This window comes from Caulobacter sp. GW821-FHT12D05, from assembly GCF_058807295.1.
Genome location: NZ_JBXAQO010000006.1, coordinates 180,108 through 201,007, shown reverse-complemented (window position 1 = coordinate 201,007; position 20,900 = coordinate 180,108). Strand labels below are relative to the sequence as shown.

Annotated in this window: 25 protein-coding genes; 12 read left to right on the top strand and 13 right to left on the bottom strand. The window is 67.4% G+C overall.

What is annotated here, in order from left to right; translation table 11 throughout:
- Window positions 1-2: 2 nt before the first annotated feature.
- The 5 genes from AC1RRR_RS25880 to AC1RRR_RS25860 all read right to left on the bottom strand — a co-directional run bounded on the left by AC1RRR_RS25880 (window position 3) and on the right by AC1RRR_RS25860 (window position 4,491).
- Window positions 3-518 (bottom strand): hypothetical protein, encoded by a 516-nt coding sequence (locus tag AC1RRR_RS25880; protein ID WP_291870563.1) that lies wholly within the window; start codon window positions 516-518, stop codon window positions 3-5.
- Window positions 515-1,600 (bottom strand): rod shape-determining protein MreC, encoded by a 1,086-nt coding sequence (gene mreC, locus AC1RRR_RS25875; protein WP_492817537.1) that lies wholly within the window; start codon window positions 1,598-1,600, stop codon window positions 515-517. Before mreC ends, AC1RRR_RS25880 begins: the two co-directional genes overlap by 4 nt.
- Before the next feature lie 50 nt (window positions 1,601-1,650).
- On the bottom strand, window positions 1,651-2,694 hold the full coding sequence (locus AC1RRR_RS25870) for a rod shape-determining protein (RefSeq protein WP_004623009.1): 1,044 nt from the start codon (window positions 2,692-2,694) through the stop codon (window positions 1,651-1,653).
- A 339-nt stretch (window positions 2,695-3,033) separates the two neighbouring features.
- Entirely contained in the window at window positions 3,034-3,912 is an 879-nt protein-coding gene (locus AC1RRR_RS25865) for a DMT family transporter (RefSeq protein WP_492817534.1), read from the bottom strand.
- Window positions 3,913-3,915: 3 nt separating this feature from the next.
- Complete coding sequence (locus AC1RRR_RS25860; RefSeq protein ID WP_492817532.1) at window positions 3,916-4,491, bottom strand: O-methyltransferase; 576 nt, start codon at window positions 4,489-4,491, stop codon at window positions 3,916-3,918.
- Window positions 4,492-4,617: 126 nt separating this feature from the next.
- On the opposite strand from AC1RRR_RS25860, the gene AC1RRR_RS25855 reads away from it, so the two are divergent.
- The gene (locus AC1RRR_RS25855; RefSeq protein WP_492817530.1) at window positions 4,618-5,091 is read left to right on the top strand and encodes a hypothetical protein; all 474 of its coding nucleotides are present in this window, start codon (window positions 4,618-4,620) and stop codon (window positions 5,089-5,091) included.
- 75 nt (window positions 5,092-5,166) lie between these two features.
- Here the strand turns inward: AC1RRR_RS25855 and AC1RRR_RS25850 are convergent, their stop codons facing one another.
- Window positions 5,167-6,741 (bottom strand): 2-isopropylmalate synthase, encoded by a 1,575-nt coding sequence (locus tag AC1RRR_RS25850; RefSeq protein ID WP_492817528.1) that lies wholly within the window; start codon window positions 6,739-6,741, stop codon window positions 5,167-5,169.
- A 237-nt stretch (window positions 6,742-6,978) separates the two neighbouring features.
- A complete protein-coding gene (locus AC1RRR_RS25845) occupies window positions 6,979-8,934 on the bottom strand; it encodes an alkyl/aryl-sulfatase (RefSeq protein WP_492817526.1) in 1,956 nt (651 codons plus the stop codon).
- A 54-nt stretch (window positions 8,935-8,988) separates the two neighbouring features.
- On the opposite strand from AC1RRR_RS25845, the gene AC1RRR_RS25840 reads away from it, so the two are divergent.
- On the top strand, window positions 8,989-9,654 hold the full coding sequence (locus AC1RRR_RS25840) for a TetR/AcrR family transcriptional regulator (RefSeq protein WP_492817524.1): 666 nt from the start codon (window positions 8,989-8,991) through the stop codon (window positions 9,652-9,654).
- On the opposite strand, the gene AC1RRR_RS25835 is transcribed toward AC1RRR_RS25840, so the two are convergent.
- Window positions 9,617-10,336, bottom strand: coding sequence for a TVP38/TMEM64 family protein (locus AC1RRR_RS25835; protein WP_492817522.1), 720 nt, complete (start codon window positions 10,334-10,336; stop codon window positions 9,617-9,619). The genes AC1RRR_RS25840 and AC1RRR_RS25835 overlap by 38 nt on opposite strands.
- 227 nt (window positions 10,337-10,563) lie before the next feature.
- Between AC1RRR_RS25835 and AC1RRR_RS25830 the strand changes: the two genes are divergently transcribed.
- The 3 genes from AC1RRR_RS25830 (at window position 10,564) to AC1RRR_RS25820 (ending at window position 12,676) form a co-directional block, all read left to right on the top strand.
- Window positions 10,564-11,229, top strand: coding sequence for an AAA family ATPase (locus tag AC1RRR_RS25830; protein ID WP_492817520.1), 666 nt, complete (start codon window positions 10,564-10,566; stop codon window positions 11,227-11,229).
- A 164-nt stretch (window positions 11,230-11,393) separates the two neighbouring features.
- Window positions 11,394-12,065, top strand: a complete 672-nt coding sequence (locus AC1RRR_RS25825) for an AAA family ATPase (RefSeq protein ID WP_492817518.1) — start codon at window positions 11,394-11,396, stop codon at window positions 12,063-12,065.
- A 74-nt stretch (window positions 12,066-12,139) separates the two neighbouring features.
- Window positions 12,140-12,676: an NADPH-dependent FMN reductase gene (locus AC1RRR_RS25820; protein WP_492817516.1), complete on the top strand. Its 537-nt coding sequence runs from the start codon at window positions 12,140-12,142 to the stop codon at window positions 12,674-12,676.
- A 109-nt stretch (window positions 12,677-12,785) separates the two neighbouring features.
- Here AC1RRR_RS25820 and AC1RRR_RS25815 read toward each other — a convergent pair whose 3' ends face one another.
- Entirely contained in the window at window positions 12,786-13,376 is a 591-nt protein-coding gene (locus AC1RRR_RS25815) for a hypothetical protein (RefSeq protein ID WP_492817514.1), read from the bottom strand.
- A 266-nt stretch (window positions 13,377-13,642) separates the two neighbouring features.
- Between AC1RRR_RS25815 and AC1RRR_RS25810 the strand changes: the two genes are divergently transcribed.
- The 3 genes from AC1RRR_RS25810 (at window position 13,643) to AC1RRR_RS25800 (ending at window position 15,366) form a co-directional block, all read left to right on the top strand.
- Complete coding sequence (locus AC1RRR_RS25810) at window positions 13,643-14,845, top strand: pyridoxal phosphate-dependent aminotransferase (RefSeq protein ID WP_492817512.1); 1,203 nt, start codon at window positions 13,643-13,645, stop codon at window positions 14,843-14,845.
- A gap of 85 nt (window positions 14,846-14,930) precedes the next feature.
- Complete coding sequence (locus AC1RRR_RS25805; RefSeq protein WP_492817510.1) at window positions 14,931-15,095, top strand: hypothetical protein; 165 nt, start codon at window positions 14,931-14,933, stop codon at window positions 15,093-15,095.
- A gap of 10 nt (window positions 15,096-15,105) precedes the next feature.
- Window positions 15,106-15,366: a hypothetical protein gene (locus AC1RRR_RS25800; protein ID WP_454715241.1), complete on the top strand. Its 261-nt coding sequence runs from the start codon at window positions 15,106-15,108 to the stop codon at window positions 15,364-15,366.
- Window positions 15,367-15,369: 3 nt separating this feature from the next.
- On the opposite strand, the gene AC1RRR_RS25795 is transcribed toward AC1RRR_RS25800, so the two are convergent.
- Both AC1RRR_RS25795 and AC1RRR_RS25790 read right to left on the bottom strand, forming a co-directional pair.
- Window positions 15,370-16,005 (bottom strand): glutathione S-transferase family protein, encoded by a 636-nt coding sequence (locus AC1RRR_RS25795; protein ID WP_492817507.1) that lies wholly within the window; start codon window positions 16,003-16,005, stop codon window positions 15,370-15,372.
- A gap of 113 nt (window positions 16,006-16,118) precedes the next feature.
- Window positions 16,119-16,355, bottom strand: coding sequence for a DUF2171 domain-containing protein (locus AC1RRR_RS25790; RefSeq protein ID WP_291870538.1), 237 nt, complete (start codon window positions 16,353-16,355; stop codon window positions 16,119-16,121).
- 136 nt (window positions 16,356-16,491) lie between these two features.
- Between AC1RRR_RS25790 and AC1RRR_RS25785 the strand changes: the two genes are divergently transcribed.
- The 3 genes from AC1RRR_RS25785 to AC1RRR_RS25775 are packed head-to-tail and all read left to right on the top strand — an operon-like array spanning window position 16,492 to window position 17,789.
- Window positions 16,492-17,394, top strand: coding sequence for a DUF6807 family protein (locus AC1RRR_RS25785; protein WP_492817504.1), 903 nt, complete (start codon window positions 16,492-16,494; stop codon window positions 17,392-17,394).
- Window positions 17,395-17,398: 4 nt separating this feature from the next.
- Window positions 17,399-17,575 (top strand): DUF4169 family protein, encoded by a 177-nt coding sequence (locus AC1RRR_RS25780; RefSeq protein ID WP_492817502.1) that lies wholly within the window; start codon window positions 17,399-17,401, stop codon window positions 17,573-17,575.
- A gap of 4 nt (window positions 17,576-17,579) precedes the next feature.
- On the top strand, window positions 17,580-17,789 hold the full coding sequence (locus AC1RRR_RS25775) for a ribbon-helix-helix domain-containing protein (protein WP_492817574.1): 210 nt from the start codon (window positions 17,580-17,582) through the stop codon (window positions 17,787-17,789).
- A 98-nt stretch (window positions 17,790-17,887) separates the two neighbouring features.
- On the opposite strand, the gene AC1RRR_RS25770 is transcribed toward AC1RRR_RS25775, so the two are convergent.
- Together AC1RRR_RS25770 and AC1RRR_RS25765 are read right to left on the bottom strand one after the other, a co-directional pair.
- Entirely contained in the window at window positions 17,888-18,139 is a 252-nt protein-coding gene (locus AC1RRR_RS25770; protein WP_492817501.1) for a hypothetical protein, read from the bottom strand.
- 2 nt (window positions 18,140-18,141) lie between these two features.
- Window positions 18,142-18,351, bottom strand: a complete 210-nt coding sequence (locus AC1RRR_RS25765) for a hypothetical protein (RefSeq protein ID WP_492817499.1) — start codon at window positions 18,349-18,351, stop codon at window positions 18,142-18,144.
- A 124-nt stretch (window positions 18,352-18,475) separates the two neighbouring features.
- Between AC1RRR_RS25765 and AC1RRR_RS25760 the strand changes: the two genes are divergently transcribed.
- A complete protein-coding gene (locus tag AC1RRR_RS25760) occupies window positions 18,476-20,887 on the top strand; it encodes a DUF3553 domain-containing protein (protein WP_492817497.1) in 2,412 nt (803 codons plus the stop codon).
- Window positions 20,888-20,900 lie beyond the last annotated feature (13 nt).

The following is a 20,900-nucleotide window of genomic DNA, read 5'->3' as shown; positions in this document are numbered from 1 at the left end:
CCTCACCGGAACCGCACGTCGGCGTCCTCGAAGCGATCGACCAGGCGGTGGGCGAACGGGAACAGCAGCGCCGTCACCAGGAACTGCCAGAAGACGGCGAGCAGGCTGGGCATGGCCAGGCTGTCGAGCATGGTGAAGAGGAAGCCCGCGACCATGGTCACGGCCGTGACCCCGGCGAACCAGGCCCACATCATCGGCCGGCTCTGGCCGGTCATGGCGTTGCGCAGGATCAGGACCATGGCGTAGGCGACCAGCAACGACAGGCCCCACAGGCCCGTCGGCCCGCCCCAGAAGATGTCCAGGAACAGGCCCAGGATCAGCAGGGCGAAGGGCGCCAGGATCGACGGCCGGATCATGGCCCAGGCGAAGGCCGGGACCATGGCGAACACCGGCTCAGGCAGTTGCAGGCCCCAGATGCGGATCGGCGCGGCGAACAGGATGGTGGCCACGATGCACAGCAGCATCGGCACGCCCAGCCAGCGTCCGGGGTTCAGCGCTCGCCCGCCGCTCATGCTCATTGGGGCGCGCCCGTCGGTGCGGGAGCAGCCGCAGCCGGCTTCGGCTGAGCCGGCTTGGGCGCGGTCGGCTTGGGCGCGGTCGCGGGTTTCGGCGTAGTCGTCGTTGCGGCGGGCGGCGGCGTGGTCGCAGGCGCGGTCGGCGTTGGGGCCGGCTTCGGAACCGACAGGATCGAGGTCTGCGGATCCTCGGTTGTCACCGGCGGCAGGGTCTTGGCCTGCAGCTCCTTCTCGTTCGCCAGCTGGGCGAAGTCCTTGAACAGCAGGATGCGGATGAAGTCGATCGACGACTGGTCGGCGAACAGCACCACGCGCCAGCGACCGTCCAGGCCCTTCACGGCCGCGCCCACCGGCAGGCCGCGCGGCACGACGCCGCCGTCGCCGGAGGTCACGACCCGGTCGCCCTGCTGGATCGGATCGACGCCACGCAGGTATTCCAGCTTGGGATTTGGGCCGCCGTCGCCGGTCAGGATGGCGCGGGCGTTGGTGCGGTCGATCATCACCGGCGTGCGCGAGGCGATGTCGGTCAGCAGCAGCACCCGGCTGACGCCGTGCGAGACGCCGACCACGCGACCGACCAGGCCACGCTCGTTCAGGACCGGGTTGCCGACCACGATGCCCTTTTCCGAGCCGGCGTCGGCCAGGCGGGTGTTGGCGAAGGGGCCGCGGCTGTCGCTGACCACGCGGGCCGAGGCCATCGGGATCGGCGGATCCGTGCGCAGGCCCATCAGCGACTTGAAGCGCTCGTTCTGGTCCTGCAGGGCCAGGGCGCGGTCACGCCACTGCCGCATCTCGGCCAGCTCGACCTTCAGCCGGCGGTTCTCTTCGGCGGTGAAGAAGTAGCTGCGGACGAAGTCGAGGCCCAGGCCCGTCCAGCGTCCGGGCGCGGCGATGGCGCCGCTGACCGGCTTGGCCACGACGTCCACCGTCTGGCGGGTGACGCCATAGGCCTGCTCCTGGAGCGTCTCGCGGCGGTCAGCCAACAGGAAGGCGACGGCGATGACGGCCGCCACGATCAGGGCCACCGCCGCCGTCCAGGTAAGCGGCACTTTCAGGTCGCCGAGGGGACCTTCGCGAAAGGGCACGTACTTGTATCTCCCGGCGCCCCCCGAGGCGCCACTAGAGCAATGTTAGCTTACGCCAGCGTGGATTCCAGAACGCCCTTCATCCACTTCGGGTGCTCCAGCACCTTGCCGCAGCCCAGGGCCACGCACGACAGCGGATCGTCGGCCACCGTCACCGGCAAGCCGGTGTGGTCGCGGATCTCGGCGTCCAGGCCGCGCAGCAGCGCGCCGCCGCCGGTCAGCATGATGCCCTTGTCGGCGATGTCCGAGGCCAGTTCCGGCGGGGTGGCTTCCAGGGCCACCTTCACGGCTTCGACGATCTGCCCGACCGGTTCGGCCAGGGCGTCGGCGGCCTGCTTTTCCGAGATGCGGACTTCGCGCGGCACGCCCTGCATCAGGTCGCGGCCCTTGACGTCGATCGACAGGCCTTCGCCGTCGGCCGGGGCGCGGGCGGTGCCGATTTCCTTCTTGATGCGCTCGGCGGTCGTTTCGCCGATCAGCAGGTTATGGTGGCGACGCATGTAGCTGATGATCGCCTCGTCCATCTTGTCGCCGCCGACGCGGACCGAGCGCGAATAGACGATGCCCGACAGCGACAGCACGGCCACCTCGGTGGTGCCGCCGCCGATGTCGACGACCATCGAGCCGGTCGGCTCGTGGATCGGCAGGCCGGCGCCGATCGCGGCGGCCATCGGCTCGTCGATCAGGCCGACGCGACGGGCCGAGGCGTTCAGGCAGCTATCGTTGATGGCGCGGCGTTCCACGGCGGTGGCGCCCGACGGCACGCACACGATCACCTTGGGGTTCACGAAGCCCTTGCGGTTGTGAACCTTGCGGATGAAGTACTTGATCATCTCTTCGGCGACTTCGAAGTCGGCGATGACGCCGTCGCGCATCGGGCGGATGGCTTCCATGTGGCCCGGGGTGCGGCCCAGCATCTGCTTGGCCTCTATGCCCACGGCGTGGACGATCTTGCGACCGCCGACATTACGCAGCGCCACCACCGACGGTTCGTTCAGAACGATCCCTTTGCCCTTCATGTAGATGAGGGTGTTGGCCGTTCCGAGGTCGATGGCGATGTCGTTCGAGATCACGCCGAAGAGGGAAGAGAACATTGAAAACCCTGACTGAGGGGTATGAGGGGCGTTACGGACTTCAGATCGAGGAGAAGGAGCCTGATCCGCCCAGAAGACGGGGTCGGCGGAGAGAAAAAGGCTCCTACTTCAATTCAATGCGAGGACAACATGATTCCCGCATTTGGCGGATTCGATCCGGTCAACCTCTCCAGCCGCTCGACGGGAGCGCCGCCCCCTGGCCGCGCCGTCGTCCGAACGGCCAAAAGCACGCTGACGCCCGCCCGTTTGCCCTGCGAAAGCGTTGAATTCAAGGTCTATTAGCGCGGTTTCCGAAGGCTTTTGCGGCCAAGGTCGCCAAGCACCCGAACATGGCGAAATCTAGCCGAGCGCGGCCATGACAACCCCGACCGCCGTTATGCCGCCGGCGACCATCTGGAACAGCGTCAGACGCTCCTTGAACAGACGACGCCCGGCCAGCGCCGCGACGGGCATCTCGACCACGCCGACCGCCCTTACCGGCCCGACGGGCGACAAGGCCATGGCCGTGAACCATAGGCCAGAAGCCGCCGCGCCGCAGAAACCCGCGCCCAGCGACTGCTTCCAGGCGGCCAGTACGGCCTTCAGCGAGTCGGGATTGCGCCAGGCCAGCCAGGCGGTCAGGCCCACGGTCTGGATGGCCTGGACGACCAGCACGGTGGTGAAGGCCGCCGCCGGGGGATGGACGGGGTCCAGGGCCAGGGCCGCCTGACGGAAGCAGTTGGCGCACAGGGCGAAGGCCGCGCCCGAGGCCAGGCCGGCCAGGATCGCGCCCTTGCGGATGACGACCTCACCGCGCGGCCACGACAGGGCGGCCAGCCCGGCGGTCGCCACCAAGCCGCCGGCCCAGGCGATCGGCCCGACATGGTCCTTGAACACCAGCGCTCCGAAAACCAGGGCGAACGGCAGGCCGCTCTGCTGCAAGGCCGTGCCCAGGGCGAAGGACGAGCGGTGCATGGCCGTCAGCATCGCGGCCGTGGCGCAGATCTGGAACATCGCGCCGGCGACGCAAGCGATCCAGAACCTGGCGTGCGGATGGAAGTCGAGCCCCGGCGTCAGCAGCACCGCGATCCCGGCGAAGATCGCGGCGAACGGCAGGCCGAACAGGAAGCGAACCAGGGTCGCGCCCCAGGGCCCTGCTCCGCCCATGACCGAGCGCTGGGCGGCGTTGCGGGCGACCTGGAAGATCGTGGCGACGATGGTGATGGGGATCCAGATCATGGCTCAGCGCCTCGCCGCGACGATCAGGCCCGACGCCCAGGCCAGGCGCGTCACGATCAGGTCGGGATGATTGTCCAACCGTTCGACCAGGGCGTCGACCCGCGCCTGGTGGCCCTCGGGCCAGTTGGGCTGGGGCAGCATGTCGTCGATGACGTACAGCCCTCCCCGCTTCAGCAGCGCCAGGGTCTGGTCCAGGGTCTCGTACTTGCCGGGCCAGGCGTCGGCGAAGATCAGGTCGAACGACCCCGGCGGCTGCGCCAAGACATAGTCCAGCCCGTCGGCCAGGACGAAGCGCAGGCGCTCGTCCTTCAGGTGCTCGCGGGCGACGTCCTGGACCACCGCGTCGACATCGACGCTGACCAGCCGCGCGCCGGTGTCCAGACCGGCCAGCAGCCAGGCGGTCGCCAGGCCCGTGCCGGTCCCGAGCTCCAGCATACGCCCGCCGGGCTTGCTGGCGGCCAGGAGGCGCAGCAGCGCGCCGCTATCGGCCTCGGAGGGCATGTCGAAGCCGAGCGCCGCCGTGCGGGCCTGGATAGCCGCCCAGGCGGGCGGCGCGGCATGGGCGTTGTCGCCGAACATCACGTCGATCCTTACGCGGCCCTTATGCGCGAGGGCCTGTTTCCGAATGGAGCCCTTGCGGGCCTTGGACGCACAAACACCGGGTCGGCCCGCCGTGCGGACCAGTCAGAAGAAGGCTTACCGACCATGTCGCCTCACCCACTTCGTCAAGCCGCCCAGTTCCTGCTGGGCGTGCCGACCGATGGGATCAATCCCGCCCTGGACCGCATGCTGGACCTCGCAGAGGCCACGCCGTTGTGCTTCGTGGCCGTCGCCGGACCCGGCGCGGGCGAAGCCATGTGCCAGCTGTGGCGTCGCGGCTATCAGCGCGTCGAGGCCGCCCGCCGAGCCACCTGTGGCGCGGCCGACGAACGCAGCGACGTGCTGCTGGTGATGGACTGCCAGAACCTGCACGACACCCGCGCGGTCATCGCGGCGACCTACACCATGCTGCGTCCGGGCGGCACGCTGGTGGTCGACGCCAGCGCCCTGCTGGACGAACTGCCCCGCCGCGCGCTGGCCGACAGCCTTCGCGAGCTGGGCATGGACGTGCAGCCCCAGGCGCATCTGAGCGCCGAGATCCTGGCCACGCGGCCGTTCAGCAATCGTCGCGCGGCCTAAAGGCTCGCGACGCGCTTCCAGTTTGGGAGCTTGTGGGGAACCCGGCCTGGCGCACGCCCGGCCGGGTTTTCCAGTTTAGAAGCCGCTGGCGATCGCCGCTTCGGGCCGGCTCTTCTCTTTACGCGCGAAGAGGTTGTTCAGCGCGTTGACGTACGCCTTAGCCGAGGCGGTGAGCGTGTCGGTGTCGGCGGCCGCGCCGGTGGCGATGCGGCCGTCCTCCTCCAGACGCACCGAGACCTGGGCCTGGGCGTCGGTGCCCTCGGTCACCGCGTGCACCTGGAAGAGGCGCAGGGCGGCGCTGTGCGGCACGATCTTGTGGATGGCGTTGAACACCGCGTCGACCGGACCGTCGCCGGTCGCTTCCGCCGTGCTCGAGACGCCGTCGACGTCCAGGGTCAGCTCGGCCGACTGGCCGTCGGTGCCGGCCACCACGCGCAGGTGCGAGACGCGGATCTTCTCCGAGCCGCGCGCCAGGGCGTCGTCGACCAGGGCGATGATGTCGTCGTCGTAGACGTGCTTCTTGCGGTCAGCCAGATCCTTGAAGCGGCCGAAGGCTTCCTTCAGCGCATTCTCGCCCAGCTCGTAGCCCAGGTCCTTCAGCTTGGCGCGGAAGGCGTGGCTGCCCGAGTGCTTGCCCATGACCAGGCTCGACGGGGCCTGGCCCACCGACTCCGGCGTCATGATCTCGTAGGTCTCGCGGTTCTTGAGCATGCCGTCCTGGTGGATGCCGCTCTCGTGCGCGAAGGCGTTCTTGCCGACGATGGCCTTGTTGTACTGCACCGGGAAGCCGGTGATGGCCGAGACGTAGCGGCTGGCGCGGGTGATGTGCGTCGTGTCGATGCCGGTCTGGTAGGGCAGACGGTCGCCGCGCACCTTCAGGGCCATGACGATCTCTTCCAGCGCGGCGTTGCCGGCGCGCTCGCCCAGGCCGTTCACGGCGCACTCGATCTGGCGCGCCCCGCCCTGCACGCCGGCCAGGCTGTTGGCCACGGCCAGACCCAGATCGTTGTGGCAGTGGGTCGAGAAGACGACGCGATCGGCGCCCTCGACGTTGTTGACCATCCAGTGGAACAGGTCGGCGTATTCCGACGGATAGGTGTAGCCCACCGTGTCAGGCAGGTTGATCGTCGTGGCGCCAGCCTTGATGGCGGTCTCGATGGCGCGGCGCAGGAACTGGCGGTCGCTGCGGGTGGCGTCCTCGGCCGACCACTCGACGTCGTCGCGCAGGTTGCGGGCATGGGTCACCGAGCGGGCGATCACGTCGATGACGGCGTCCGGCTCCATCTGCAGCTTGTGCTTCATGTGCAGGTCGGACGTGGCGATGACTACGTGGATGCGGCCGCGCTGCGTGGGCTTCAGGGCCTCGGCGCAGCGGTCGATATCGACCTGGTGGGCACGGCACAGGCCGGCGATGGTCGAGTTCTTGACGATCTTGGCCACTTCGCGGACGGCCTCGAAGTCGCCGTTCGAGGCGATCGGGAAGCCGGCCTCGATGATGTCGACCCCCATCTCCTCGAGGATCTTGGCCAGTTCCAGCTTTTCTTCCAGCGACATCGAGGCGCCGGGCGACTGCTCGCCGTCGCGCATGGTCGTGTCGAAAATGACGACGTTGTCGCGCTTGTCGGAAGCGCTGTTTGCTACGGAAGTCATGGAGATACTCGTCGAATGGGGTGTCTGCGTGCGGGCTGCGGGTTCAACTGTCCCCTGTGCGCCCGGCCACGACGATGCGCGGCCCCTAGAGCGCCCAGGGGCTGGTAAGCAGAAGCGGAAGCAGCTTGCGCGCGACGGTCATGGCGCACTTTCTACACAGCAGCCCAGAATCGAGCAAGCAATTTGCGCCGGCGGACCAATCGGCCGCAGCCGGCGCAATTATTTTCCAGGCCTCAGTTAATTCGGGCGCGTAACGATCGGGAAATCCGTCGGGAAAGCGTCGAACCAACCCGTCATCCGCCCCATCGCCGCGCGATCGCCCTCAAGCTTGACCTCCCCGCTCAGGATTTTCGGGACCAGCGAGGTTCCCCGGAACAGGGAGTCCAGGAACACCGGCCGCGCCACCGTCAGGGTTGCGTCGACTTTTTCTTCGCCCGCCGAAGGCTGAGCCACGAGCACGCCGTTGCGCACCTCGACCAGGAAGCGCTCGCTCCGCTCCGGGAAGGCGAAGACGATCTTCAGCTTGGCGTCCTTGGCCTTGTCCGGGTTCAGGCGCACCGACAGCACGTCGAAGATCATGGCGCTGTCCAGGGCGGCCAGCATGTCCATCGGCGTCATCGAGGCCGGCAGCTTGCGCACCCCGCCCCGCAGCTCGTCGGCCCCGGTCAGGTAGATGTTGCGCCATAGGCTGTTCTCGGTCTGGTAGCCCATCTGCGTGTAGGCGGCGGCCAGCAGCGTCTTGGCCTCCTTGTCAGCGTCGTCGGCCATGACCGCGTGATTCAGCAAGGACGCGGCCCAGGCATAGTCGCCCTTCCCCGCCGCCTCCTTGGCCATCGCCTTGACCTTGGCCGCCCCGCCCATGGCCGCGACGTAGCGCTTACCCGCATCGGCCGGTGGCGATGGTACGAGATGCGCCGGATTGGCGTCGTACCAGCCCATGTAGCGCTGATAGACCGCCCGGCTGTTGAAGCTCATCGAGCCGTAGTAGCCGCGGTTGAACCAGTCCTTGGAGAGCGCCGGCGGCAGCTGGATCTTCGCGGCGATCTCGTCGCCGGTCAGGCCCAGGTTCATCATCCGCACCGTCTGGTCGTGCAGGTACTTATAAGCGTCGCGGTGATCGGCCAGGAAGTCGCGCACCACCGCCCCGCCAAAGCGCGGCCAGCCATGGCTGGTGATCATGGTGTCGGACACGTCGCCGAACAGCCGCAGGGACTCGGTCAGGTCGTCAGCCCAGGCCTTGCTGTCGCGAACCAGCGCGCCGCGTGGCGTAAGGATATTGTGCATCGAGACATTGGCATTCTCGGCCATATCGAGAATGCGCAGGTCCGGGAAATAGAGGTTCATCTCAGCCGGGGCCTCGGTCGAGGGTGTGTACTGGAAGCGGACCTTCACGCCATCCAGGGTCAGCTCCTGGCCGGTGTGGTCGACGATCACGGTTGGCGGGATCAAGGTGATCGAGCCCCGGGCGATGGTCTGGCCGATGCCGGAGGTGATCTGCCCCTCCACGCCCGGCGGCAGCATGATGCCGAACTGGTACTGGGCGCGGCGGCTCATGGCGTTGCCGGCCAGGATGTTCTCGGCGGCGACCTCCTCCATGAAGCCCTTGGGCGCGACGATCGCCACCCGGCCCGCCTTGACGTCGGCCTCGTCCACGACCCCACGCACGCCGCCAAAGTGGTCGCTGTGGCTGTGGGTGTAGACCACCGCCTTGACCGGCAGCTTGCCCAGCTTGTCGTTGACCAAATCGAGGGCCGCCTTGGCCGTTTCCTTCATGGTCAGCGGGTCGATGATGATCCAGCCGGTGTCGCCGCGCACGAAGGTGATGTTGGAGATGTCGAAGCCGCGCACTTGATACACACGGTCCGACACCTGGAAGAGGCCGTGCTTGGACAGCAGTTGCGCCTGCCGCCACAGGCTGGGGTTCACGGTCGCCGGCGGCGCGCCTTTGAGAAAGTCGTAGGCCGCTAGGTTCCAGGCCGGCTGGCCGTCGTCGCGCTTGATCAGCGGATCGGCGCGGGTGCCCAGGAAACCCTTGTCGGCGAAGTCGAAGTCCTGTCGGTCCTCGACGGGCAGGCTGGCCGCGAAGGCCTTCTGCTTCTCGGCCGTGATCGCGCTGGCCGGATCCCCTGCCCGCGCCGCGCTCGTCGCCATGACCAAGGCCAGCACACTGGCCGCGACCATTCCCTTACGCATTCCGCCCTCCCGCTTCTTATTTGAAACTTTATAGTTTCATTCTACATAGCACCAATGAGAGACGTCGCGAAAGTTTCCGTTCCGAGAGGTCGTCCCGGCCAGCCCAAGCCGCGCGTCGACAAGGCCGCGCGGGGGCTGGCGGTGCTGGAGGCCGCCGTCGAAGTGTTCGCCGAGAAGGGCCTGCAGGTCGCCACCATGCAGGACGTCGCCGACCGCATGGGCGTGGCCAAAATCCTGATCTACCGGCTCTATCCCTCGCGCCAGAGCATCATCGACGCCCTGTTCGGCGACATCCTGGCCCGGATCGAGGCCGACGCCGGCCGGCCCTGGGGCGGCTACGGCTCCAGCATCGCGAGGCTGGTGGCTTTGTCGCGGAGCAACCCTAAGCTGGCTCTACTGCTGCTGCGCGATGCGCGAGGCGCACCGGAGGCTTTGGCCTGGCGAGAGGCCCTTGAGGCGCTGCTGACCAAACTGATCGAGCCATTCGTAGCCCCTACGCCCGGCGCAACCGAGACCCAGCGCGCGACGTGCAAGCACGCGGCCCGCACCTTCATGCCGTTCGTGATCGAGGCTTGGGCGGCAGGGGTCGAGGAGACCGACGGCATGGACGACGAGACCCGCACACGCTGGTTCGGCGAAATCGTCAGGGCGTGGCGCGAAGCCACCTACCAAGCAGCAGGCCTTAGCCCTCCTGCTCTTCCGCCGCCTCACGCTTCTTGAGCCAGGCGCGGCTGACCAGGCCCATGGCCAGCCAGATGACGATGGCCAGGGCGATCATGACGATGTGCTGCTTGCCGCCGCCCTTCATGGCCTGGACGATCGAATTGCCGGCGAAGGCGGTCAGGGCGATCTTCGGGATGATGCCGATGGCGGTGCCGGCCGCGAAGTGGCGCAGCTTCATCGGCGTGACGCCGGCGGCCATGTTGACGACAATGAACGGCGCAGACGGCACCAGGCGCACGATCAGGCTGGCCATGAAGCCGTTCTTGCCGATCATCCGCATGAACTTGTTGACGCCCTCGCCCGCGAAGTCGCGCAGGATCTTCGCGCCATAGGCCCGGCCCAGCCAGAAGCCGACCAGGGACGAGACCAGCGTGCCGATCCAGCTGTAGGCGAAACCGGTCCACGGACCGAAGGCCACGACCGCCGCGGCAATCAGCACGAACTGCGGCACGCCCAGGAAGGCCATGACCGCGAAGGCCGCCACGGCCGCCGGCAGGGCCCACGGCCCGCTGGCCGCGCCCAGCCAGTGCTCGACCGCTGCCTCGCCGTTGACGCCGAGCAGCTGCGCGCCGAACAGGAAGACCACGCCCACCCCGCCGAACAGCACGAACGAGACCGCCACCGTGCGCCAGGCGCGGGCGTCCATGTTCGTGAGAAAGTCGATAATGCGGCGGATCACGGCCCCTCCTCGCGCAGGCGCCGGCCAGGGTCAAGCGGCGCCGCTGAAACGGCGGGCGGACATCTGCCGGAGAACGAGGCGTTTTTCGGACCACAGCCCCGAAACGCGATCCGGGGACGACATGATTCGCGCGCTGCGACATTTCGGTTGCGTGAGCTTCACATGACAGCGTTACTTATCCACAGGCTGCAAGGGCAGAAAACCTTGGCCCGGTAAGGAGTTTGATCGTGAAGACCCTGGCTGTGATCTCCCGCAAGGGCGGCGCCGGCAAGACGACGCTTTCGGTCAACCTGGCCATCACGGCCCACCTGGCCGGCCTGCGGACCATGCTGGCCGATATCGACCCGCAACGCTCGGCCTCGGACTCCCTGCGCGCCCGCACGGGCGACGGTCCGGTCCTGTCCGAGATCAACGCCGGCAAGCTGTTCTCGACCCAGGTCCAGGCCCAGCACAGCAATTACGACGCCCTGGTCATCGACACCCCCGCCGCGCCGGAAGCCGACGGCCTGCAGGCGATCAACTGCGCCGACCTGTGCATCCTGGTCTGCCGCCCGACCTTCCTGGACATCGCCTCGGTGGTCCGCTCGGCCGAAGCCGTCCGCCGCCTGGGCAAGAAGGGCCTCATCGTCCTCAGCCAGGCCCCCTCGCGCCGCAACGGCTTCGAGCCGCCGGCCGTGCTGAAGGCCGCCGAGGCCCTGCGCTTCACCGGCATGCCCCTGGCTCCGATCGGCCTGCGCGCCCGCACCGCCTTCCAGCAGTCGGTCGCCCATGGTCGGTCGGTGTGCGAATGGGAGCCCGGCAGCGCCGCCGCCGAGGAAATCTCGCGCCTGTGGGACCTGATCGCCCCGATGCTGCTGACAGCGGATCGGAGCCACAGCGCCCAGGCGGTCTAGGCGTCTGCCTTCGAGATTTCGGAGGACGCCAAGCAGCCACGCGAGCCTGACGCCAATAAATCCCCAGATTGAGTTTCTGTTTACACCTTCACCATAACAATGATCGCCGTCGGTGGTCTTGCGACCTCTAGAAGTCGCGAGCCGGGGGACGGAGCGAGTAAGCCGTGAAGACGATTGCGGTACTGTCGCGTAAGGGCGGTTCGGGCAAGACGACACTGGCCGTGAACCTGGCCCTGATGGCCTTTCTGGCCGGCCGCAAGGTCATGCTGGCCGATATCGATCCACAACGCTCCGCGTCGGACGCGCTCAGAGCGCGCGCAGCCCCGGGCCCGAGCCTCTTCGAGGGCGGCGGCGGCAAGCTGTTCAACGCCAAATCGAACGCCATGCGCGAGGGCTACGACTATCTGATCATCGACACGCCGTCGGCGTGCGAGGGCGACGTCGCCCAGGCGGTGAACCTGGCCGACCTGTGCCTGGTGGTCGGACGCCCCTCGTTCCTGGACCTGGCGCCGATCGTGCGCACCGCGGAGGCCGTGCGGCGGCTGGGTAAGGGCGGCTTCCTGGTGCTCAACCAGATCCACACAAGCAAGCCCGACGCCTCTCCGGCGGCCTGTCCCGACATTCTCGAGGTGCTGCGCTTCTGCGGCCTGCCCCTGGCGCCGCATGGCCTGCGCTCGCGCGACGCGTTTCAAAAGGCCATGGCCCGGGGCCGCTGCGTGGCCGAGTGGGAAAAGGCCGGACCCGCGGGTCGCGACCTGGCGCTGCTTTGGGCCTTCGTCGAGGCCAATCTGGGCGGCCAACAGCCCGCGCAGATGCCGGCCGCCCTGGCGGGATAACGCCGCTCGACCATTCCTACCTTCTTCGCGAGACCGGGCCTGACTAGGGTCGACGCCTCAGCGATGGAGCCACGATGAAGATTCTCGCCGTCTCCGGCAGCCTGCGCGCCGCCTCGTACAACACCGCCCTGCTCCATGCCGCCCGCGAGCTGGCGCCGGAAGAGATGCAGATCGAGGTCTTCGGCCTGGGCGACCTGCCGTTCTTCAACCAGGACGTCGAGGCGCAAGGCGATCCCGCGCCGGTAGCCGCCTGGAAGGACGCCGTGCGCGCCGCCGACGGCCTGCTGATCGCCTGCCCCGAATATAATGGCGGCCTGACGGCGGTGCTGAAGAACGCCATCGACTGGGCCTCGCGCGGCAAGCCCGCCCCGCTGGACGGCAAGCTGGCCTGCGCCCTCGGGGCCAGCCCCGGCATCACCGGCACGGTCCGCGCCCAGGACGCCCTGCGTCTGAACCTCAAGCGCACGGGCGCGGATCTCGCCCCGCTCAGCGACATTCTGGTGGGCCAGGCCCACACCAAGTTCGAGAACGGCAAGCTGATCGATGAGCGCACCCGCCAGGCGATCGCGCGTCACCTGGCGAGCTTCGCGGCGGTTCTGCGCAGCCGATAATTCAGCGGGTCCGAAACCTCGTCCTTCGACAAGCTCAGGATGAGGTTTCTACTGAGCCCGCCATGATCCTCATCCTGAGCCTGTCGAAGGACGAGGATCACGCACGGCCCTACTGAGCCAGCTTCTTCAGGTCGTAGTCCGGCCCGAAGTCCAGCACGAACACCGGCCCCAGGAACACCGTCTGCTTGGCCGAACCCAGGTGCAGCGACACGTTCGCCCCACCGGCCGGGATGTCCATCGAGGCCCGGCCGGGCACGGTGTACATCTTCCACTCGGCGCCGCTGACCTTCACCGCCCCTTGCGTCGCCGCGTCATAGGGCGCGGCGGCCTGCTGGACGCGCACCGCCGACAGATTGGCCTCGGCCGCGCCGCCGTCGACCGCCTCGGCCTTGGCCCAGAAGGCGACCAGGATGACGTCGTTCTTGCTGACCTTGCCGGTGATCGCCTGCTGGGCGCCGACTTCCCACGGCTTGTCGCTGGCCTTCGAGACCTCGACCCGCATGCCGCCGCCGCCGGCGACGGTCTTGTCCTTCACCGGGCTGTTCTTCTGGTTCGCCCCATAGACGGTCCAGTTGGCCGACGGCTTGTTGATCGCCTTCTGCAGGATGTCGCCGTCGTCCGACTGGGCGAATCCCGACGAGGCCGCGCCCAGCGCCAAGGCCACGACGGCCAGGGCGAAATACAGAATCTTCGTCTTCATGGTGGTTTCCCTCCCCCCTTGGCCGTCATCGCGGCCTTGCGTTTCCCCCGAGGGCCGTCCCCGTTCGCCGGAGATCGATCCTACAAATGGTAGCGGTATCTTGGAGATCGGCGACGCGCAAGAACGCCGGTCCCCAAAAGCGTCGCCAAAATGTCTTGGAGCGCGGCCTTGCTGCGTTGCGCCATGGCCAGCGGGAGCGTAAAGACCGCCGCAATCCTGAAACGGTCCTTCCAACAGACCAAGTCACCCCAGGGGAGTTCTGCAAGATGTCGCTCGAGTCCGCCGCACTGCGGCGCATCGCACCGTCGGCCACCATCGCCATCAGCGCCAAGGCGCGCGCGCTGAAAGCCGCCGGTCGTGACGTAATCGCCCTTTCCGCGGGCGAACCGGACTTCGACACGCCGGACAATATCAAGAATGCCGCCATCGACGCGATCAAGGCCGGCAAGACCAAATACACCGACCCCGACGGCATGCCCGAACTGAAGGCCGCCATCTGCGCCAAGTTCAAGCGCGAGAACGGCCTGGAGTACAAGCCGAGCCAGGTCCACGTCGCCCCGGGCGGCAAGCCGGTGATCTTCAACGCCCTGGTCGCCACCCTGAACCCGGGCGACGAGGTGATCATCCCCGCGCCGTACTGGGTGTCGTATCCCGACATGACCCTGCTGGCCGGCGGCACCCCCGTCTCGGTCGAGACCACCGCCGAGAGCGGTTTCAAGATCACGCCGGAAGCCCTGGAAGCGGCGATCACGCCCAAGTCCAAGTGGCTGATCATCAACAGCCCGTCCAACCCCTCGGGCGGCGCCTATAGCCGCGCCGAGCTGCAGGCCATCGCCGACGTGCTGCTGCGCCACCCGCAGGTCTGGGTGCTGACCGACGACATGTACGAGCACCTGGTGTTCGACGACTTCGAGTTCACCACCATCGCCCAGGTCGAGCCCAAGCTCTACGACCGCACGCTGACGATGAACGGCGTCTCGAAGGGCTATTCGATGACCGGCTGGCGCATCGGCTATGCCGCCGGTCCCGAAGCGCTGATCAAGGCCATGGGCAAGATGATCAGCCAGACGACGTCCAACCCCTGCTCGATCTCGCAGTGGGCGGCGCTGGAAGCGCTCAATGGTGTTCAGGACTTCATCAAGCCGAACGCCAAGCTGTTCCAGGAACGCCGCGACCTGGTCGTGTCGATGCTGAACCAGGCCCAGGGCCTGCACTGCCCGACGCCGGAAGGCGCCTTCTACGTCTACCCCTCGTGCGCCGGCCTGATCGGCAAGACCGCCCCCTCGGGCAAGGTCATCGAGAGCGACGAAGACTTCGCCGGCGAACTGCTGGAAGCCGAGGGCGTGGCGGTCGTGCACGGCGCGGCCTTCGGCCTGTCGCCGTTCTTCCGCATCAGCTACGCCACCAGCAGCGACGTGCTGGAAGACGCCTGCCAACGCATCCAGCGCTTCTGCGCCAGCGTAAAATAGTCATCCATCGCCCGCCGGTCCGCCCCTCGGGTGGATCGGCGGGATGATTTCACGCTAATGAACAGCTGTCGCGCTAGGCGGCCATATGGAGGCCGCCGACATGGCTCGCACGCCGAACTACTCCTTCGAACGTCAGGAACGCGAACGTCAGAAAGCGCGTAAGGCCGCCGAAAAGGCGGCCGAGAAAGCCGCCGCCAAACAGGCCGCTCAACCGGGCGAGACCCCTCCCCAAGACCAAGACGGCAATTGAAAGAGCGTTCGTGATCACTTCAACCAACTACAACCACGAGACCGTCGCTCTCGACGGCGAGCATTTCTCTGCTTGCGAGTTCCGTGGCTGCCGCCTCGTCTATTCCGGCGGCGAAGCGCCGATCTTCGACAACTGCCGCTTTGAAAACTGCGAGTGGAAGTTCGACGACGCCGCCGAACGCACCCTGGCTCACCTGAAGCTGGTCTGGAACAACGGCGGCAAGGCTCCGGTCCAGGCGCTGATCAAGGAGATCACCGGCGGCGGGCGCTAGGCCCTAGCCGTTGATCCAGTCCGTCAGCCCCTCGCGCGCGTGGACCTCGCGCAGCGCCGGGCGCTGGCGGATCGTGTCGAGGTAGCGCTTCAGGTTCGGCCACGCCGTCGCGGGCTTGGGCATGTTGCGGGTCCAGCGGCACAGGATCGTCGCCAGCAGGTCCACCGTCGTGAAGTGGTCGGAGACCAGGTAGTCGCGATCCGCCAGTCGCGCGTCCATCCGCGCCAGCCCGGCTTCGATCCGTTCGCGCGCCGCCTGTTGCACCGCGTCCTGCGCCTCGCCGCCCGCCGGTTCGTGCGGATAGAACCAGGCGCGGAAGTTGGGCTGGAAGCTGTTGGCCAGCCAGAGGGTCCAGCTCAGATACTCTGCTCGCTCGATCGTGCCCAGCGGCGGGGCGAAGCCGGCCTCGGGATGGCGCTCGGCCAGCAGAGTGGCGATCCCGGCCATCTGGGTGACCGGCGCGCCGTCGATGATCAGGGTCGGCACCACGCCGTCCGGGTTCAGCGCCAGATATTCGGGCGTCTTGTGCTCGGCCTTGTCGAAGTCCAGCAGGCGAGCCTCGAACGGGACGTTCAGCTCCAGCAGCATCCAGTGGATAGCCGTGCCGGCCGTGCTGGGCGAACCATAGAGCGTGTACATCGAACCCTCCCGCTTGATGCGCCGGCATAGGCGGCTGCTTCTGGGAGGCGGTCAAGCAAAAGGCCCCCGCCCTTTCGGGCGGAGGCCTTTCATGGTCACCGAACGTGCGCGGCTCAGTGCTTCTCGCGCCACTGCGCCTTGGCGTCGTCCTTGGTCAGGGCGAGGTGCACCTTGTCATCGTCGATATATTCCACCCACGACAGCGGGATCAGGTGGTGCTTGAAGCCGCCGCCCAGGTCCAGCTTGGCCAGTTCGATCTCGCCATTGGCGATGTGGTCCACGCGGCCGACATGACCGCCATCCGAACCGACGACTTCCTGGTGTTCCTTGATCTGCGAGAGGTCGATCATCCGTCGTCTCCTGGGTTAGAGCGGGACCGTCGCGGTCCCTCGCGACATCAAACGGCCACGTCTCCAGTGAAGTTTCAGCTTGCCATGCACGCATGGATTGTTCTTGATACGTTCCTGAAAACTTAGAGGACGAGGCATGAGCTTCCGCGCCCTTTTCACCGCCGCCCTGTTGCTGGTCGCCGGCCCTGCCCTCGCCGATCCCGCGATCGGCAAGCGCGTCGACGCCGTCTTCGCCGACGACGCGGTGACCCTGACCGAGGCCGGCAAGACCGTTCTGGTCTATCGCACCAAGCCGCTGGATCCCGCCGCCGAGCCCGGCCGCGCCAACTATGTCGGCCAGCTCTACGCCCCCGACGGCACGGCCCTGACCGAGGACAAGCCCGGCGACCACCCGCACCAGCGCGGCGCCTGGTGGGCCTGGATGAAGGTGCAGTCCGACGGCAAGACGGTCGCCGACGGCTGGTACATGAAGGGCCTGACCTACTTCGTCCGCTCGAAGACATTCCTGGGCGACGCCGAGGGCGGCGGGACCCTGACGGTCGATGTCGACTGGATGGTCAATTCGGGTCCGGAGCTGGTCTACATCGCCACCGAGACCACCAAGGTCACGGTGCGCCCGCTGAAGGCCGGCGCACGGCGCGTGGAGTTCGATACGACGATCAAGTCCCGCGTCGACGCCCTGGGCCTGGGCGGCAGCGAGGACGATCGTGGCTTCGGTGGCTTCTCGATCCGCCTGGTCGAGCCCGAGAAGCTGACCTTCTCGTCGGGCGGCAAGGCCATCGTCCCGAACGGCTCGGCGATCACGGCTGGGGCCAATATGGGCTTTGCCTGGACCGACGCCGCCTCGCCCGCCTGGGCGGTGGGCCTGGCCTGCAAGGCGAACGGCCAAGCGATCACGCGCTGGATGCTGTATAATGACCGCTCGATGCAGAACTGCGTCTTCCCCGGCCGCGCGCCGCTGGTCCTGAGGAAGGACGAGGTGTTGCGCCTGCAGGAGACGCTGGTGATCCGTCCCGTCGCGAAGAAGAAGACCCCGTAGATCCATGGCCGACATCGTCAACCTGAACCAGGCCCGCAAGGCCAAGGCGAAAGCCGACGACAAGACCCGCGCCGCCGAGAACCGCGCCAAGTTCGGCCGCACCAAGGGCGAGAAGACCCTGGACGTCGCCCGCGCCGACAAGCTCAAGCGCGACCTCGACGGCGCCAAGCGCGAGGATTGAGACCCTGGCTGGTTTGAAGAAGCGGTCGGTGAACCTAGCTGGCCACGCAACCTCGCTGGCCCTGGAGCCGGAGTTCTGGGCCGTGCTGGAACGCGCGGCGACCGACCAGGCGCTGAGCCTGGCCGGCCTGATTCAGAAGATCGACTTGGAACGTGGGGAGCGTCCGCTGGCTTCGGCGTGTCGAGTGTTCGCGCTGGAGCGAGCCAGCGCCTAGCGAAACCTCGTCCTTCGACAAGCTCAGGATGAGGTTTCTAGTGGTACGGCATCAAAAGTAGTCCTCATCCTGAGCTTGTCGAAGGACGAGGACAGCCCCTACCGCTGCTCCACCGCCGGACGCCGCTGCGTCGGGATCGGCATGGGCTGCGGGTTCGGGCCCTTGCGCAGGGCCGAGGGGATGTCGCGAATGCTCTGGCGCAGGTCGACACGGTCGCCGGCCATCACGCCCAGCTTCCAGGCGCCCCAGACCGCCAGCACCAGCACCGCCACGACCAGCAGCGCGGCCATCAGGCCGCCGCCACCGTCGCCGCGATGAGCATGGTCGTTATGAGCGAGTGTGCGCGCCATGATCAGCCGCCCGGCGCCTTGGGCGCTTCAGGCAGTTTCGGCGCGTCGGGCAGCTTGGGCGCCGAGGCCGAGATGTTCACGTCGACCTTCTTCTTCTGCGTGAAGCCGCCGGACATCATGAAGAAGGCGAGCACCGCGACGATGACCACAAGCCCGCCTACGATGAACGCCAAGCCACTGTTGCCACCGCTGTTGCTGGTACCTTCGGCCATGAGAGTCTCCGCGCCATGCTGGCGTTGTTGCTGTTGGCGGATCAACGGTACGCGAGCCGGGAGGTTCCGCTTCGGCTGTCTCTAGGGACTTAAGTCCCGCGCACTTTGTGCTACATATGTTCCCATGTATCCCGATGATGACTCGGCCGGATTCCCGGGCGACCTCCCCTCTCCGCGCATCTCCGACCTGGCCCGGCCGCAACCGCCGACGGGCGGTCATGCCATGCCCAACTACCTGGACGGCCTGAATCCCGAACAGCGCGAGGCGGTCGAGACCACCGAAGGCCCGCTGCTCGTTTTGGCCGGAGCCGGCACCGGCAAGACCCGCGTGCTGACCACCCGCCTGGCCCACATCCTGGCGACCGGTAAGGCGCGGCCGTGGGAAATGCTGGCCGTCACCTTCACCAACAAGGCCGCGCGCGAGATGCGCGAGCGGATCACCCACATCATCGGCCCGGAGGCCGAGGGCCTGCGCTGGCTGGGCACCTTCCACTCGGTGGCCGCCCAGATCCTGCGCCGCCATGCCGAGCTGGTGGGTCTGAAGTCGAACTACACGATCATCGACACCGACGATAACGAACGGCTGCTCAAGCAGCTGATCGAGGCCGAGAACATCGACGCCAAGCGCTGGACCCCACGGATCCTGTCGCAGATCATCGACAACTGGAAGAACCGCGGCTGGACGCCCGACCGCGTCCCCGCCAGCGAGGCCGGCGAGTTCGCCAACGGCAAGGGCATCAGCCTGTACCGTCAGTACCAGGAGCGCCTGCGCATCCTGAACGCCTGCGACTTCGGCGACCTTTTGCTGCACAATATCAGCCTGTTCACCGGCCATCCCGATGTGCTGGACGAGTTCCAGCGCCGCTTCAAATACGTGATGGTCGACGAGTACCAGGACACCAACGTCGCTCAATATCTGTGGCTGCGCCTGCTGGCCCAAGGCCGCCAGAACGTCTGCTGCGTCGGCGACGACGACCAGTCGATCTATGGCTGGCGCGGCGCCGAGGTCGACAACATCCTGCGCTTCGAGCGCGACTTCGCCGGCGCCAAGGTCGTGCGGCTGGAGTGCAACTACCGCTCGACCGAGCACATCCTGGCCGCCGCCTCCGGCCTGATCACCGCCAACAAGGGGCGCCTGGGCAAGACCCTGTGGACCCCGTCCAAGGGCGGCGAGAAGGTCAAGGTCAGCGGCGTCTGGGACGGCGAGGCCGAGAGCCGGATGATCGCCGACGAGATCGAGCGGGCCAAGAAGGCCGGCCGCAAGTACAACCAGATGGCCATCCTGGTGCGGGCCTCGTTCCAGATGCGGGCCTTTGAAGAGCGCTTCGTGCTGCTGCAGATCCCCTACAAGGTGGTCGGCGGGCCGCGCTTCTTCGAACGGGCCGAGATCCGCGACGCCCACGCTTATTTGCGCCTGATTCAATCGCCCGACGACGACCTGGCCTTCGAGCGCATCGTCAACACGCCCAAGCGCGGCATCGGCGACACCTCGGTGCAGAAGCTGCTGCAGATCGCCCGGCTGAACGGCGTCTCGACCGTCGAGGCCGCCCGCCAGATCATCGCCAGCGACGAGCTGCCGGCCCGCACGCGCACGGCGCTCAGCAACTTCATCCGCGACCTGGACCGCTGGCGCTCGCTGATCGGCAATGTGCACCACCAGCGCCTGCTGGAAACGGTGCTGGAAGAGAGCGGCTATACGGACGCCCTGCGCCTGGACAAGGGTCCGACCAGCCAGACGCGGCTGGAGAACCTGAAGGAACTGGTCCAGTCGATGGGCGCCTTCGACACGCTGGAAGCCTATCTGGAGCACGTGTCGCTGGTCATGGACCTGGACCGCGAAGCCACCGGCGACGCCGTCTGGATCATGACCCTGCACTCGGCCAAGGGCCTGGAGTTCCCGCTGGTCTTCCTGCCCGGCTGGGAAGAAGGCGTGTTCCCCAGCCAGCGCAGCATGGACGACAAGGGCGAGAAGGGCCTCGAGGAAGAGCGCCGCCTGGCCTATGTCGGCATCACCCGCGCCCGCGAAGAGGCCCGCATCAGCTTCGTGGCCAACCGGCAAGTCTATGGCCGCTGGACGTCGCAGCTGCCGTCGCGCTTCGTGGATGAGCTGCCCCTGGCCCACGTCGATGCGGCGTCCGAGACCGGCTATTATGGCGGCGGTCCCGGCATGCAGTCTACGGCCGCCTCGCGCTGGGACGACCCCGGCACGTCCGCCTTCCAGGCCGGCAGCTACGACAGCCCCGGCTGGAAACGCGCCCAGGAACGCACGGCGGGCTTCGGCGAACGCAACGCCGCCTGGCGCGGCCCGCAAGGCGTCCGCTCTGGCTCGTCCGCCCGCTCGGCCCCGATCGAAGGCGAAGGCCGCCTGGTCGCCGTCTCGGCCCCGACCAGCAGCGCCTATTCGCGCGGCGACCGCGTGTTCCACGTCAAGTTCGGCTACGGCCAGGTGAGCAGCATCGAGGGCAACAAGCTGACGGTGAGCTTCGACAAGGCGGGTGAGAAGAAGGTCATCGACAGCTTCGTCGAGAAGGCTTGAGGCCGGCGCTGGC